This is a genomic window from Streptomyces sp. NPDC001889, from assembly GCF_053594535.1.
The window spans coordinates 85,042-100,320 of sequence record NZ_JBSFER010000025.1; the positions used below are offsets into that span (position 1 = coordinate 85,042).

Consider the following 15,279-nt stretch of genomic DNA (forward strand, 5'->3'; position numbering starts at 1 on the left):
AGGCGGGCGGACGCGGCCCGGCACCTCTCCGGGCCCTGGCTCCTTCCCGTACGGGAGGCGGGGCCCGACCCGCCGCCGCCCGTGGCGCGGGCGGCCGTGAGCAGCCCGGGGGCGGCGAACACGGCGATGGCCGCCGCCCGAGCCGACTCACCCTCACCCCCACCGGCCGGACCCCGGCGCCCCCCGGTTCCGGCGCGCCCGAACAGGCCCTGGGCCGCCGGGCGGGCCTCGTCCGATGTCTTCCCGCTCGGTGCGGTGCCGGTGTACACGGCGGGCGGGCGGGCCGCCCTCCAGGCGAGCGCGCACCGCCCTCGCCGGCGGCCTCCCGAAGCCCTGGGTCGTCTCTTTCGGATCGTGCCGGGCTCGCGATCCACCGCACCGGACCCCGCTCACCGATCCGGCCCGACCCGACCCGAAAGAAACTCCCTAGCCGTGGGCGACGGCGGCCTGGGGGCGGATCGGAAGGCGGTTGACCGGGCGGCCCGTGGCGGCGCGGACGGCCGCCGCCACCGCCGCCGGGGAGGTGACCACGGGGGCCGCGCTCGCCGCCTTCGCGCCGAACGGCGCCACCACGTCCCGCTCCTCCACCAGCTTCACAATGCGGATGTCGGGCGCGTCGAGCGAGGTCGGCAGGGCGTATCCGGTGAGGTCGGGGTGGCGGATCACCCCCCGGGCCGAGCGCAGGTTCTCGGTGAGGGCCGTGCCGACCCCGAGGGTGATCCCCGCCTCGATCCGGCTGGCGAGCTGCGCCGGGTTGAGCACCCGGCCCACGTCCTGGGCGACCGCCATCTCGACCACCCGGACCGAGCCCAGCTCGATGTCCACATCGACCACCGCGCGCACCGCGCAGAAGGCCATGCCGACGAAGGCGTCGCCCTGGCCGGTCTCGTCGAGCGGCTCGGTGGGGTGCGGACGGCACTGGGCCGTGGCCCACAGCTCCTTGCCCTCCATCGCCTCCATCACCGTGGTGGAGAGGACGCCGTCATACGAGGTGATCTTGCCGTCGGCGATCTGGAGCAGCTCGGTCGACATGCCGAACTGGTGGGCCAGCGGCTGGAGCAGTTGCGTACGGACCATCTTCGCGGCCCGTTCGACCGCGCCGCCCGAGACCCAGGTGTGCCGGCCGTGGGCGGCGGGGCCCGCGGGGGGCTGGTCGGTGTCGACGGCGGCGACATGGACCTCGTCGACGCCCAGGGTCTCCTGGACGATCTGGCGGGCGAGGGTGGTGAAGCCCTGGCCGGTCTCGACGGCCGCGCAGATGACGGTGGCGATACCGTCGTGGATCTTGACGGTGGCGGTGGAGACCTCGTCGGTGCCCTCGGCGCCGAGCATGTGCACCATGCCCAGGGCGTACCCCACGCCCCGGCGCACCGCGCCCGGCTCGCCCGCGCCCTCCGGGCCGCCGGGGAGGAGCCAGTCGTCCTCGGGCGTGTCCTTGGGCAGCGGCGGCAGCGGGAAGTCCCGTACGGCCTGGAGCAGTTCGGCGACCGGGGCCGGGCAGGTCACGGTCTGGCCGGTGGGGAGGATGTCACCGGTCGCGAGCACATTGCGGAGCCGCAGCTCGGTGGGGTCGAGTCCGAGCTTGACGGAGAGCTTGTCCATCTGGGCCTCGTAGGCGGCGCACACCTGCATCGCGCCCTCGCCGCGCACATGGCCCGACGGGGGGTTGTTGGTGCGGACCGCCCAGCCCTCGATGAAGGCGTGCGGGACGACATAGGGGCCGCAGGCGAAGGCGACGGCCGCCGCGAGGGACTCGGAGGACGAGTCGGCGTAGGCGCCCGCGTCCAGCAGGAGTTGTGCCTCCACCTTCACCAGCCGGCCGTCCGCGTCGGCGTGGTGGCGGTAGCGCAGCAGCGTCGGGTGGCGGTGGGCGTGGCCGAGGAAGGACTCCTCGCGGGTGGCGGTCAGCTTGACCGGGCAGCCGGTGCGCAGCGCCAGCAGCCCCAGCGGGAGCTGGAAGCCGGGGTCCTCGCGGTCGCCGGTCGCGCCGGGGACACCGGTGACCACGATCTTCACCCGGTCCGGCTCCAGGCCGAAGCAGTTGGCCGCGAGATCGCGGTCGGTGTGCGGGTCGGTGGAGGCGACGTACAGCTCGACCCCGCCGTCCGGGCGCGGTACGGCGAGACCGGCCTCGGCGCCGATCGGCGCGGGGTCCTGGCGGCCGATGCGGTAGAGGCCCTCGACGACGATCTCCCCGGCGATGTCCGGGTCGCCGTAGCGCAGCGGGATGTGCCGGATCAGATTGCCATCGGGGTGCAGAGGCTCGGCGGCGAACGCCTTCTCCGGGTCGGTGACCGGCTCCAGCACCTCGTACTCGACGGCGATGGCGGCGGCGGCGAGCCGGGCGGTGTCGGGGTGGTCGGCGGCGACGGCGGCGATGGCCTCGCCGTGGTGGCGCACCAGTTCGGAGGCGAAGACGGGCCGGTCGGCGATGCGTCGCCCGTACGAGGTGTCCCCGGGGATGTCCTCATGGGTGACGACCGCGCGGACCCCGGGCATCTCCAGGGCCGCCGAGGTGTCGATGCCGGTGATCCGGGCGTGGGGGTGCGGCGAGCGCAGGATCGCCGCCCACAGCAGGCCCTCGGCCCAGAGGTCGGAGGCGTACGGGAAGGTGCCCTCGGTCTTCGCCCGGGCGTCGGCCGGGAGGAGCGAGGTCCCGAGGCCGTGGGCGGGCTGCTCCGGCCGGGGGAAGGGGGCCGCGTCGTTGGTCACGCCATGCCTCCGTCATGCGGGTGGGGCTGCACACTACCGGCGCCGGGGGGCGCCTGGTGCGGAATGCGGGCATCCGCCGCCGGGTGGGCGGCCTGCGCGGCCTCGCCCGCCTCCGCGGCGGCGGCGGCGGAGGCCTCCCGGCCCGCCACCACCTCCCGTACGGCGTCGAGGACTCCGCGGTAGCCCGAGCAGCGGCAGAGGTTGCCGCAGAGGGCCTGGCGGGTCTCCAGTTCGGTGGGGCGGTGGTTGCCCTCCAGCAGGTCATGGACGGTCATGGCCATGCCGGGGATGCAGAAGCCGCACTGGACGGCGCCGCAGGCGGCCAGGGCCCGCTGGACGTCGGAGGGTTCGCCGTCGGTGGCGAGCCCCTCGACCGTACGGACCTCGCAGCCGGCGGCGGTCGCCGCGGGCACCAGACAGGAGGCGACCAGCCGGCCGTCCACCTGGACGTTGCAGGCGCCGCACTCGCCCTGGGAGCAGCCGTCCTTGGCGCCGGCGAGGCCGAGGCGCTCGCGCAGGACGTAGAGCAGGGACTCGCCGATCCAGGCGTCGGTGACGGGGCGGTCGGTGCCGTTGACCCGCAGGACGTAGGAGGTGGGCGGGTGCTCCTGCGCGGCGGCGGCGAGGGCCGCGGCGGAATCGGGGACGGGAGGGGGCGCGGGGGCGGCCCCTTCCGGCTCCGTGGCCGGGGCGGCGGAGGGCGGCTCGCCGGTGCCGGGCGCGCCGGCCACGTCGGTGTCCGGCGCGGGAGCCGCGTCCGCGACCGGGTCCTCACGGGGTTCCGGGGCGCCGGGGCCGGGGGTGTCGGGCGCGAGTGCCCCGGGAGACCGCGGGGCCCCCTCGGCTCCTTCGGTCGCTTCGGCCCGTTCCGTTCCCGCGGCCTCGGGAGCCGGCGGCTCTCCGGCGGTCTCCTCGCCGGTCACCGGGGAGCCGTGGGCCCGGGGCGCACCTGTCCCGGGGGGGTCGGCGGCGAAGCCGTGGCCCCCGGCCGCCGGAGTGGCGGACGGCGGGACGGACCCGTCGGCCGGGGCCGGGCCGGCCTGGGCCTCGGGGTCGGCGCCGAAGGCGTGGTCCTCGGAGACCGCAGTGCCGGACGGCCCCGGGGCGGTCGCCGGGTCGGCCGGGGCGGCCTGGTCCGGTTCCCCGGCGGCGAGGAGCCCCGCCGGGTGGGGCTCCGGGAGGTCTTCGGGTGCCGGGGGGACGGCGGTCGGCGCACCGCTCCCGTGGTCGGCGGGGTGTTCCCCGGCCGGGGGGGCGGCGGGCCCGGCGGGGGCGTGGGTGCCGGTCGCGGTGGTGTCCGGGGCCGGTTCCCGTGCGTCCGGCGCCGCCGGGGCGGGGGCCTCGGGCGCGTGGGTGGCGGGCGCGTGGGCCGTGGGCGCGGCGGCGGCCTGCTCCCGGGGCGGTTCGGTGTCCCGGGGGCCGGGCCCGCCGGGGGCGTGGGCGTCCGGCCGGCCGGGGGCGTGGGCGTCCGGCCCGGCGGCCCGGCCCTCCCCGGGTGCCGGGGGCGCGGGCGGGAACGCCCGGTCCTCGGGGCCGGTGGCCCAGGGCGCGGGAGCGCCGCCCGGGAGGGTGGAGGGGGGCTCGGCGGCCCAGGGCGCGGTGGCGCCGCCGGGCAGGGTCGCGGGCGCCGAGTTCCACTGGGAGTGGAGCATGGAGGCGGTGAACTCCCCCGTCTCCTCGGGGAGATCCCCGCGGGCGACGGGAATGGTCCACTGCCCGGTGACGTCCGCGCCCGGCGCGGAGTGCGGGGCGTCCTGGAACGCCCACTGCCCGGTGGCGTGCGGATCGGCGCCGGGATGCCCCTCGCCGTGGACCTCCGGGCCCCCGGGACCGCGCTGCCCGGGGTCGGCGGCGTACGGCGCGGGGTGGCCGCCCGGCTCCGGCCAGACCTGGTGACCGTGGTCCTCGGCGGCCTGGTGGGACCGGTGGTCCTGCCAGGCCTCCGGGACCTGCGGGTCGGCCGCCGGGGTGAGCGGCAGGATCATCGGCGGCACATAGCCGTGCCCGGGGGCCTCCAGCGGGGAGGCGCCCGGCATGTCCTCCGGCGGGATGTGCACGAAGGCCGTGGCCTCGTAGTCGTACTCGCCGTGGGGCGTCGGCTGCCAGCCGCCGTGCTCGGCGGGGTGCCCCTGCCGCTGGGCGTGCTGGTGCGGGTGCGCCCCGCTGTCGCCGTGGGCGTTGTTGCCGCTGTTGCCGCTGTTGTCGCTGCTGTTGCTCATGACAGCGCCCTCCCCAGTGCACGTCGGGCCAGCGCGGCGACGGTGCGCCGCAGATGCAGTACGGCGGGCGGGTGGACGGCCTGCTCCTCGCCGTCGGCCGGCGGTGGCGGGTCGGGGATGCACGCGGTGGCGACGTACTCCCCGAAGGCGGTGAGCGCTTCGGCCGCGAGCCCGCGCCGGCCGTCCCAGTCGATGAGCGAGGCGATCCAGCGCTCGGCGTCCATGGGCCGCAGCGGCATGGGCGCGATGGCGCCCACCGCGCAGCGCACCCCGCGCCGCACGGGGTCGAGGACGACGGCGACGGACGCGGTGGCGCGGCCGGGTCCGGTGCGTCCTGTCGCCTTCAGGAAGACCTGGGGGGCGTGCAGCAGCGGTACCCGCACATAGCCGATGAGTTCGGCCGGCGCGAGCAGCTCGCGGCCCGTCAGCAGATGGGAGACGGGCAGTTCGCGGCGGACGCCGCCGGGGCCGGCGATGACCAGCTCCGCCTCCAGCGCGGCGAGCACGGGCAGGCTGTCGCCGGTCGGGGCGGCGGTGGCGATATTGCCGCCGAGGGTGCCCGCGTTGCGGATCTGCGGGGGTCCGGCGGCGCGCGCGGACGCCGCGAGCGCGGGCATGAGGGCGGCGAAGTCGGGACGGCCCATCCGGGCGTGGGTGAGCCCGGCGCCGAGGAGGGCGTGGCCGTCCTGGTAGCGCCAGCCGCGGATCTCGCTGATCCGGCCGAGGCCCACCAGTCCGGCGGGCCTGAGCTGGCCCCGGTTGACGGCCGCCATGAGGTCCGTTCCCCCGGCGACCGGCACGGCCGCGGGCATGGCGGTCAGCGCCGCGACGGCCTCGTCGAGTGTGGTCGGCAGCGTCACCGACCGCGTTGTCTGCGGTGCGTGTGTGGTCACCCAGCTGCCCCTTCCCGGTGTCCGGCGTTCCCGCCCGTGTTGCCGTACCGTACGTGCTCACAGGCCGGACGTGGCAACTCTGGCACATCTTCCGGGCCGACCGGCGAGAGGGTCCGCGAAGGACGCATCCGCGAGGGATGCGCCCTTCCGACAGCGGCGTCCACTTTTGTCATATCTTCGGCACCACATACGGATTGCCGGTCTTCAACGCTGTTGTACGACTTGTTCCTCATGGCCGTTCAACGGTCCCAGAGTCCGGGGCGGCGGACACCGGGGTTGGCGCCGACTCACACGTTCGGGGGCGTCCCCTCGCGCGGGAACCCGGTCACCCCGGGGCGCTTCTGCCACGGCAACGGGCCGCCGGGCGGCCGGTAGTCGACACCGAGGGCGTCGAGCCGCCGGTAGTGGCTGCCCATCCGCCGCTCGAACGCCGCGTAGTCGCGCTCCTCGGGGGCGGGCAGCTCGGACCAGGCGACCTCGGCGAAGGCGGCGAGGCGCGGGAAGACCTGGTAGTCGATGCGGGCGCGCTCCTGCATCACCTCGGTCCAGACATTGGCCTGGGTGCCGATGATGTGCGCGCGGGCCTCGGGGCCGAGGCTCGGCGGCACCGGCTCGAACCGGTAGACGTCCTCCAGGGTGCGGACCCAGCCGATCGGCATCGGCTCGTCGGGGCCGCCGTCCTGACGGAAGTCCAGATACACCTGCTGCTCGGGGCACATCACGACGTCGTGGCCCGCCTCGGCCGCCGCGATCCCGCCGGCGTAGCCGCGCCAGGAGGAGACGGTGGCGCCGGGCGCGATGCCGCCCTCCAGGATCTCGTCCCAGCCGATGAGCCGGCGGCCCCGGGCGGTCAGCCAGCTGTCGAAGTGGCGGATCAGCCAGGCCTGGAGGCCGTCCTCGTCCCCGACGCCCAGCTCGGCGATGCGGGCCTGGGCGGTGGCGGACGCCTTCCACTGGTCCTTGGGGCACTCGTCGCCGCCGATGTGGATGAAGGGCGAGATATCGGCGGGGAAGAGTTCCAGAATCTCCTCCAGGACGCCCTCGTAGAACCGCAGGGTGTTCTCGGTGGGCGCGAGGACATTGGGATTGATGCCCCAGGTGTCCCAGGGGGAGAGGGCTGAGGTGTCGATGACATCGGTGTTGCCGAGTTCCGGGTAGGCGGCGATCGCCGCCTGCGAGTGGCCCGGCACATCGATCTCGGGGACGACGGTGATATGCCGCTCGGCCGCGTAGGCGACGATTTCCCGGATGTCGTCCTGGGTGTAGTAGCCGCCGTAGGGCCGCTCGTCCCAGAGTTCGGAGAACCGGTGGCCCCATTTCGTGCGCGAGCGCCAGGCTCCGACCTCGGTCAGCCGGGGGTGGCGCTTGATCTCGACGCGCCAGCCCTGGTCGTCGGTGAGGTGGAAGTGGAAGACATTGAGTTTATGGGCGGCCAGCAGATCGAGATAGCGCAGGATGTCGGTCTTGTGGGTGAAGTGGCGCGCCACGTCGAGCATCATTCCGCGCCAGGAGAAACGGGGCCGGTCCTCGATGATCTGGGGGGCGACGCTGTGCAGCGCCTCGGGGTCCACGGCCGCCCGGCGGAAGGCCGCGGGGCCCAGCAGCTGACGCAGGGTCTGCGCGCCCCAGAACACCCCGGCGGCGCTGCCGCCGCGGATCTCGACGCCCCGGTTCTGCACGACCTGGAGCCGGTAGGCCTCGGCCTCCAGGCTGGGGTCGACGAGGAGGGTGAGGGAGTTCTCCGCGTTCTCGGTCTCCCCCGGCGGCAGCGGCAGCCCGAGCGCGGGTCCCACCACCGAGCGCAGCCAGCGCTCGGTGGTGCCCGTGCCCGGTCCCGCGAACAGGGTGGTGCGGGCGTCGGGGGTGAAGCTGCCGCCGGCGGTGACTTCGGCGGCGCGGGGAGCCGGAATCAGATCCACGGGAATGTTCTCAAGCGTCATGACGTCCATCCTTGATCGCTTTCTGTGCCTGTGGCCAGGCCCTTGCCGCCGCTCCACACGGCGTTGCCGGTCCTTCACACCGGGGGTCCATCAGTCCTTCACGGCGCCGCCGAGACCGGAGACCAGCCTCCGCTGGACGAGGACGAAGAAGATCAGCACGGGCACGGTCATGATGGTGGAGCCCGCCATGATGCCGCCCCAGTCGTTCTCGTCGGGTTTGAAGAAGACCAGCAGCGCCATGGGCAGGGTCGACTGCGAGGTGTCGCTGATGATGAAGGACTTGGCGAAGAGGAAATCGTTCCAGGTCGAGATGAACGAGAAGACACTGGTGGCGACCAGGCCCGGGAAGACCAGCGGGAAGAGGATCTGCCAGAGGAATCGGGTGCGGCTGGCGCCGTCGATGTAGGCGGCCTCCTCCAGCGCCTCGGGCACCGCCTTCACAAAGCCCCGGAGCATCCAGATCGCGAACGGGAGGGAGAAGGCGATGTGCGGCAGGATCAGCGACCAGAGGGTATTGAGCTGGCCCGCGTCGCGCATCAGGAAGAACAGCGGGATGGTCAGCGCCTCGATCGGCACCATCTGCGCCACCAGGAACATGATCAGCAGGGTGGTGCGGAATTTGAACTTGAAGCGGGTGACCGCCGTCGCGGCGAGGAAGGCGATCAGCGCGGAGGCGATGACCACGACGGTCGCGACGAAGAGGCTGTTGAGGAAATAGCGTCCGAATTCCTGCTGCTCGAAGACGCGGCGGAAGGAGTCCAGCGACGGATTGAGCGTCCAGGGGAGCGCGTCGGTCGACTGGATCTCGCCCGCCGGTTTGAAGGCGGAGAGCACCATCCAGTACAGCGGGAAGGCCACGACCACCGCGACGACGAGCGCGAACGCCTCGGCGGCGAGCCGCCAGGGACGGCGGATGCGGAGCATGCTCGTACGGCTCACAGTTCTTCTCCCTGGCGTCGCAGAAGGCGCAGATAGACAAGGGTGACGACCAGCAGAATCAGCAGCATGACGACGCCGATCGCCGAGCCCAGGCTGTACTGCGAGGACGCGAAGGCTTTCTGGTACGCGTACACATTGAGCACGAGATTCTGGCCCGCGATACCGCCGCCATTGGTCATCACATAGATCTGCGTGAAGACCTTGAAGTCCCAGATGATGGACTGAATGGTGACGACAACCAGAATGGGCCGGAGCATCGGCGCCGTGATCGAGCGCCAGATCCGCCACTGGGAGGCGCCGTCCAGCGAGGCCGCCTCCAGCACTTCGGTGGGGATGGCCTTGATGCCCGCGTACACGGTCACCATGACGAACGGGAACGAGCACCAGACGACCTCGAAGAGCACCAGCGCGAAGGCGCTGTAGCGCTCATAGGTCCAGGAGAAGTCGCCGAGGCCGAGCACGCGGTTGACCGGGCCGTAGTCCGGGTCGAAGAGGAAGACCCAGACGGTGGAGCCGGTGATCGCGGGGGTGGCCCAGGCGCCGAGCGCGGCCATCATCAGGACGAGCCGGGGCAGTGCGCGGACGCGGGTGAGCAGCACGGCGAGCGCGCATCCCACGGCCAGGGTGGTGACCACACAGGCGGCGGCGAAGAGCACCGTGGAGAGCAGGACCTGCCAGAACTGGCTGTCGGCGAAGAGTTCCCGGTAGTTGCCGAAACCCTTGAAGGTGGTGGGCTCGCCACCGCTGACCTGGGCCTGGGTGTATTCGAGGAAGGAGATCAGACCGAGCTGGTAGATCGGGTAGACCAGCAGCGCGGCCAGGACGACGAGCGCGGGCAGCAGATAGAGCCAGGGGGTCCAGCCGCTGCCCTTGCGGCCGTGGCGCCTGATCCTCGGGGGTTTCCGTTCGGCCGGGGCCGGCGCGGTCTTCGGGGAGACCGCGGCCGGGCCGGCTGCTGTGGCGTGGTGCGTCATATCGGTCAGCCCGCGTCGTTGAACGCGGTGTCCATCTTCTTGGCGGCGTCGCCCGAGGCGGCGGCCACGTCCTTCTTGCCGCTGATGATCTCCTGGAACATCGTCGGCAGAACGAGGGAGGCGTCGATCTGGCCCCACCCGGAGGACGCGGGGACGAACTTGGCGCCCGCGCCGAGCGTCTTCACGAACGGCTCGACGAAGGGCTCGGCCTTCGCGACCTCGCCGCGCACATCGGTGTAGGTCGGCAGGAAGCCCATGGCGTCGAAGAACTTGCGCTGGGACTCCTTGCCGGCCAGCTCCTTCATCAGATCGACGGCGAGGGTGCGGTGCGAGCTGCTCTTGAGCACCCCGATGTTGTTGCCGCCCGCGAAGGCCGGCGCGATCTCGCCCTCCTTCGCGCCGGGCAGCGGCACCACGGCGTACTTGCCCTTGACCGAGCCCGCCTCGACGGCCTGGTGGCTGAAGTCGCCGCCGATCGCCATGGCGGCCTTGCCGGAGGCGAAGGCGGTGACGACCGCGTTGCCGGTCATGGCCGCACACTTGGCCGCCGGACAGTTGTCGTCACCGAAGAGGGAGGTGTACGCCTTGATGCCCTTCTGGGAGGCGTCGCTGTCGATGGCCGACTTGTAGGAGCCGCCGCTGCCCTCGGCCAGCTCGCCGCCGTTGGCCCAGATGAACGGCATCGCGCCGTAGGTGTACGCGCCGCCGACGGCCATGCCGTACAGGTCCGGCTTCTCCTTGCGGATCTTCTTCGCGGTGGAGATCAGCTCTTCCTGGGTCTTCGGCGGCTGGATGCCCAGCTCCTTGAAGACGTCGGTGCGGTAGTACAGCGCCCGCACACCGACGAAGAGGGGGGCGCCGTAGACCTTGTCGTTGACGGTGACCGACTGGGTGGCGGTCGGGTCGCTGTCCTTGGCCTCGTCCCAGGCCTTGAACTCCTCGCTGATGTCGGCGAGTCCGCCGTCCTTGACGTACCCGGCGGTGTCGGTGTTGCCGTACTCGATCACATCGGGGGCGCTCTTCGGGTCGTTGAAGGCGGCCTTGATGCGCTGGGCGCGGGTCTCGACGGGTATGTACTCGACCTCGACCTTGGTGTCCTTGTTCTCCTTGGTGAACGCCGCGACGGCACCGTCCACGACCTTCTTCTTGGGGTCGTTGTTGACCTCCTGGAAGAGCCAGACGCGCAGGGTCCCGGACTTCTCGTCCTTCGATGAGCTGTTGTCGGAGGTCTGGGGGGCGCAGGCGGTGGCGGTGAGACCCGCGAGCACCAGAGCCGCGGTGGGGGCGGCGAGACGGGAGCTGAGCTTCATGAGCGGTCCCCTACGGTGAGCGTTGCAGCATCTGCAACGTACGTTTCGTGCTGCACAACACGAGGAGGCTAGAGCGGGTCACACAAAGGGACAAGAGGTCTCAACCACTCTGTGACCGGCGGACGCATCCTGTGCAACGCGAAGCGCCCCGGGGCGGGGGAAGGGGAACAACCGGTGAGCGGGCGGACACGGAAACGGCCCCGGGGGCACGCTTCTCGCGTGCCCCCGGGGCCGTATCACCGTGATGCCGGGGCCTGCCCGCGCGGCGGGCCGGCGGGCGCCGCCCTCGCGGACGCCGCCCCGGTCGGCGCTACTTCTTGTCCTTGCCGCCCTTGTCCTTGTCCCCGCCGGGGCCCATGGACTCGTAGATCTCCTTGCACATGGGACAGACCGGGTACTTCTTGGGGTCGCGCCCCGGCACCCAGACCTTCCCGCACAGCGCGACCACGGGAGTGCCGTCGAGGGCGCTCGCCATGATCTTGTCCTTCTGGACGTAATGGGCGAAGCGCTCGTGATCGCCATCGCCGTGCGACACCTGCGGCGTCGGCTCTACGAGGGTTCCCGTCCCAGTCCCGCGATCGGGCTCAAGAGTGCTCATGAGCTCCAAGGGTACCCGTGCCGGACGCCCCCGGGCCGCACCCGGGTCCGCGCGGTCAGTTGAGCGAGGGATCGTCCGGATAGGTGGCGAACATCGCCAGTTCGCTGCGCTGGCGGCGCAGCACCGCGCGCCAGAGCGTCTCGGGCCGGGGCGAGGAGACGTCGCCCGGCTCGGACTCCACGACGTACCACGCGCCGTCCTCCAGTTCGCTCTCCAACTGGCCCGGGCCCCAGCCCGCGTACCCGGCGAAGATGCGCAGCGACCCGAGGGCCGCGCCGAGCAGTTCGGGCGGGGTCTCCAGATCGACCAGGCCGATCGCCCCGTACACCCGGCGCCAGCCGAGCGGGCCCTCGTCGCCGGGGATGACGGCGACGCCGAGCGCGGAGTCGAGGGAGACCGGGCCGCCCTGGAAGACCACTCCGGGCTCGCCGGCGAGCGGGGCCCAGGGCAGCAGGATGTCGCCGACGTCCACCGGGGTGGGCCGGTTGAGGACCACGCCGAGGGAGCCCTCGTCGTCGTGGTCGAGCAACAGCACGACCGCGCGGTCGAAATTCGGGTCCGCGAGGGCCGGAGTGGCGACGAGCAGCCGCCCTGTGAGCGAGGACACCTCGGTCATGCGAGACATGATCCCGCATCTTCGCCGTTCTCGGGGCCCGACCTGAGGACCGCGCCGCCGCGCAGCTCACCGGGGGCGCGGGGACCGGCCCGGGAACATCCGGAACATTACACTCCGCATCCCGCCCCCAACCGAGCGTGCTGTAGCGAACTCATGACGTCACACAGCCTCCCCGCCCTTACGGCACAGGGACTGTGGCCCCTTACCCTTTTCTCTGACCCTCTGCCCGACGTCCCCCTGCTCCACCGAGGGGGACCCCCTCCGGAACGCGAGATTCATGACCGGCACAGACGATGTACTGCTTGTCCACGGCGGGACCCCGCTGGAGGGCGAGATCCGCGTCCGAGGCGCCAAGAACCTGGTGCCGAAGGCGATGGTCGCCGCTCTCCTCGGCAGCGAGCCGAGCAGAATGCGCAACGTGCCCGACATCAGGGACGTACGGGTGGTGCGCGGGCTGCTCCAGCTGCACGGGGTGACCGTCCGTCCGGGCGAGGAGCCCGGCGAACTGGTGCTCGACCCGACGCATGTCGAGAGCGCCAATGTCGCCGACATCGACGCCCACGCGGGGTCCTCGCGCATCCCGATCCTCTTCTGCGGCCCGCTGCTGCACCGGCTCGGCCACGCCTTCATCCCCGGTCTGGGCGGCTGTGACATCGGCGGCCGGCCGATCGACTTCCACTTCGACGTGCTGCGCAAGTTCGGCGCGCGGATAGAGAAGCGGGACGACGGCCAGTATCTGGAGGCCCCGCAGCGGCTGCGCGGCTGCAAGATCCAGCTGCCGTACCCCTCGGTCGGCTCCACGGAGCAGGTGCTGCTGACGGCGGTGCTCGCGGAGGGCGTCACCGAGCTGTCGAACGCGGCGGTGGAGCCCGAGATCGAGGATCTCATCTGTGTGCTCCAGAAGATGGGCGCCATCATCTCCGTGGACACCGACCGGACGATCCGGATCACCGGTGTCGACCGGCTCGGCGGCTACACCCACCGGGCGCTGCCGGACCGTCTGGAGGCCGCGTCCTGGGCCTCGGCGGCGCTGGCGACCGAGGGCAACATCTATGTGCGGGGCGCCCAGCAGCGCTCGATGATGACCTTCCTGAACACCTACCGCCGGGTCGGCGGTGCCTTCGAGATCGACGACGAGGGCATCCGCTTCTGGCACCCCGGGGGCTCGCTCAACGCGATCGCCCTGGAGACGGACGTGCACCCCGGTTTCCAGACCGACTGGCAGCAGCCGCTGGTCGTGGCGCTCACCCAGGCGGCGGGGCTCTCCATCGTCCACGAGACGGTCTACGAGTCCCGGCTCGGCTTCACCTCGGCACTCAACCAGATGGGTGCGCACATTCAGCTCTACCGCGAGTGCCTGGGCGGTTCGGACTGCCGCTTCGGGCAGCGGAACTTCCTCCACTCGGCGGTGGTGTCGGGGCCGACGAAGCTCCAGGGCGCGGATCTGGTCATCCCCGACCTGCGCGGCGGCTTCTCGTATCTGATCGCGGCGCTGGCGGCGCAGGGCACGTCGCGCGTGCACGGGATCGACCTGATCAACCGGGGCTACGAGAACTTCATGGAGAAGCTCGTGGAGCTGGGCGCGAAGGTGGAACTGCCCGGCGGGGCGCTGGTCTAGCCCACAGGGCCCTGTGGGGCCCCTGGGGGCTCCCGGGGGCCCTGGGGCGGCCGGGAGGGCCGGGCAGGGCTCCCGGGCCCGCCCCGGAGCACGGGACGCAGCAAGGGCGGCCACCCTGGCAGGGTGGCCGCCCTTGTCGTGTTCAGCGGTCGTGCGGGTAAGCCGGAAGGCTTACTTGCCCTTGGCCGCTTCCTTCAGCTTCGAGCCCGCCGAAACCTTCACGCTGTAACCGGCCGGAATCTGGATCGGGTCACCGGTCTGCGGGTTACGCGCGGTACGAGCCGCACGGTGGGTGCGCTCGAAGGTCAGGAAGCCGGGGATGGTGACCTTCTCGTCGCCCTTGGCGACAATCTCGCCGACGGTCTCGGCGAGGGCGGCCAGCACGGCGTCGGCGTCCTTGCGAGTCACCTCGGCGCGGTCGGCCAGCGCGGCCACCAGCTCACTGCGGTTCATGTTCTTACTCCCGTGTTTCTACTTGCCTGTGAGGCGTGAGATCGAAGCCGATGCTGCCAGGGCCCTCTGACAGTCCCCGGACCAGGGTCTGCATCAGACCCTCTCGCCCGGTTACGCATCCTGCCCCCACCAACGGCGGGAACGCCAATCCGGCACCCTCCTGAGTCACACGAAAAGCGCCACTACCACATCGTGGTGACGCTCCGTTCACCAGGCGGGGACTCCGTGGAGCCGCCGGGGCCATGGTCCGCCACCCTAGATCGGCGGCCGGGGCCCGGCATCCCACGACGCGCCGGAGGTCAGGGCGGGCGAGCCGGTCGGGTTGCGGGGAGACACCGCCTCGGGGGGTGGCCCTGGGGCGGGGGCTGTGATGAGAACTGTAAGTGTCCGGCGCCCCCGCCGCGACCGGGGGTACGCCCTCCGCGAAGCCCGCCCCCCTCCGCCCCGCGCACCCCGGGCGGCCCGAGCACCCTCAGCCCGTCCGGGGGCACCTCCCAGAGGCAGCTCCGGGGAAGCTTGAGGACGGCCCCCGCGCCACAGGAGGCCCGAGCCTTTCAGCCCGTCCGGCGTTTGAGGACGGACCCTGTGCCACAGGAGGCCCGAGCCATTTCAGCCCGTCCGGCGTTTGAGGACGGACCCTGTGCCACAGGACCCCGCACAAACCGACCAACCAAGCCCGTCCGGCGTTTGAGGACGGACCCCGCGCCACAGGACCCCGCATCCTGCGGGCCACGGTCGGGGGCCAGCCCCCGAACCCCCGCGCCTCAAACGCCGGCGAGGCTGGGTGTGCTCAGGCTTCCCGGCGAGGCTGGATGTGCCCAGGCTCCTTCCACCGGGACCGGGTGTGCCCAGGCTTCCCGACGGGACCGGGTGTGCCCAGGCCTCCCGACGAGGCTGGATGTGCCCAGGCCTCCCGACGGGACCGGGTGTGCCCAGGCCTCCCGACGAGGCTGGATGTGCCCAGGCCTCCCGACGGGACCGGGTGTGCCCAGGCCTCCCGACGAGGC

Annotated in this window: 11 protein-coding genes; 1 reads left to right on the forward strand and 10 read right to left on the reverse strand. The window is 72.4% G+C overall.

What is annotated here, in order from left to right; translation table 11 throughout:
• Positions 1-426 precede the first annotated feature (426 nt).
• The 9 genes from ACWCRA_RS27585 to ACWCRA_RS27625 form a co-directional block, all read right to left on the reverse strand.
• A complete protein-coding gene (locus ACWCRA_RS27585) occupies positions 427-2,712 on the reverse strand; it encodes a xanthine dehydrogenase family protein molybdopterin-binding subunit (RefSeq protein ID WP_351550823.1) in 2,286 nt (761 codons plus the stop codon).
• Positions 2,709-4,931, reverse strand: coding sequence for a 2Fe-2S iron-sulfur cluster-binding protein (locus ACWCRA_RS27590; protein WP_451068869.1), 2,223 nt, complete (start codon positions 4,929-4,931; stop codon positions 2,709-2,711). Before ACWCRA_RS27590 ends, ACWCRA_RS27585 begins: the two co-directional genes overlap by 4 nt.
• The gene (locus ACWCRA_RS27595) at positions 4,928-5,824 is read right to left on the reverse strand and encodes an FAD binding domain-containing protein (protein WP_351550829.1); all 897 of its coding nucleotides are present in this window, start codon (positions 5,822-5,824) and stop codon (positions 4,928-4,930) included. Before ACWCRA_RS27595 ends, ACWCRA_RS27590 begins: the two co-directional genes overlap by 4 nt.
• A 287-nt stretch (positions 5,825-6,111) precedes the next feature.
• Positions 6,112-7,764, reverse strand: a complete 1,653-nt coding sequence (locus ACWCRA_RS27600) for a beta-N-acetylhexosaminidase (RefSeq protein WP_351550832.1) — start codon at positions 7,762-7,764, stop codon at positions 6,112-6,114.
• A gap of 90 nt (positions 7,765-7,854) precedes the next feature.
• Positions 7,855-8,688 carry a carbohydrate ABC transporter permease gene (locus tag ACWCRA_RS27605; RefSeq protein ID WP_451068892.1) on the reverse strand — a complete coding sequence of 278 codons (834 nt, stop codon included), beginning with the start codon at positions 8,686-8,688 and terminating at the stop codon, positions 7,855-7,857.
• A gap of 11 nt (positions 8,689-8,699) precedes the next feature.
• Positions 8,700-9,677: a carbohydrate ABC transporter permease gene (locus ACWCRA_RS27610; protein WP_351550838.1), complete on the reverse strand. Its 978-nt coding sequence runs from the start codon at positions 9,675-9,677 to the stop codon at positions 8,700-8,702.
• A gap of 5 nt (positions 9,678-9,682) precedes the next feature.
• Positions 9,683-10,987: an extracellular solute-binding protein gene (locus ACWCRA_RS27615; RefSeq protein WP_351550841.1), complete on the reverse strand. Its 1,305-nt coding sequence runs from the start codon at positions 10,985-10,987 to the stop codon at positions 9,683-9,685.
• A gap of 310 nt (positions 10,988-11,297) precedes the next feature.
• The gene (locus tag ACWCRA_RS27620; protein ID WP_351550844.1) at positions 11,298-11,585 is read right to left on the reverse strand and encodes a DUF3039 domain-containing protein; all 288 of its coding nucleotides are present in this window, start codon (positions 11,583-11,585) and stop codon (positions 11,298-11,300) included.
• A gap of 55 nt (positions 11,586-11,640) precedes the next feature.
• Positions 11,641-12,201 carry a YqgE/AlgH family protein gene (locus tag ACWCRA_RS27625; protein ID WP_351550847.1) on the reverse strand — a complete coding sequence of 187 codons (561 nt, stop codon included), beginning with the start codon at positions 12,199-12,201 and terminating at the stop codon, positions 11,641-11,643.
• 277 nt (positions 12,202-12,478) lie between these two features.
• Here ACWCRA_RS27625 and murA point away from each other — a divergent pair, with 277 nt between their 5' ends.
• The gene (murA, locus tag ACWCRA_RS27630) at positions 12,479-13,819 is read left to right on the forward strand and encodes a UDP-N-acetylglucosamine 1-carboxyvinyltransferase (RefSeq protein ID WP_351550850.1); all 1,341 of its coding nucleotides are present in this window, start codon (positions 12,479-12,481) and stop codon (positions 13,817-13,819) included.
• 171 nt (positions 13,820-13,990) lie between these two features.
• Here the strand turns inward: murA and ACWCRA_RS27635 are convergent, their stop codons facing one another.
• A complete protein-coding gene (locus ACWCRA_RS27635) occupies positions 13,991-14,272 on the reverse strand; it encodes an HU family DNA-binding protein (RefSeq protein ID WP_003954777.1) in 282 nt (93 codons plus the stop codon).
• Positions 14,273-15,279: the final 1,007 nt, after the last annotated feature.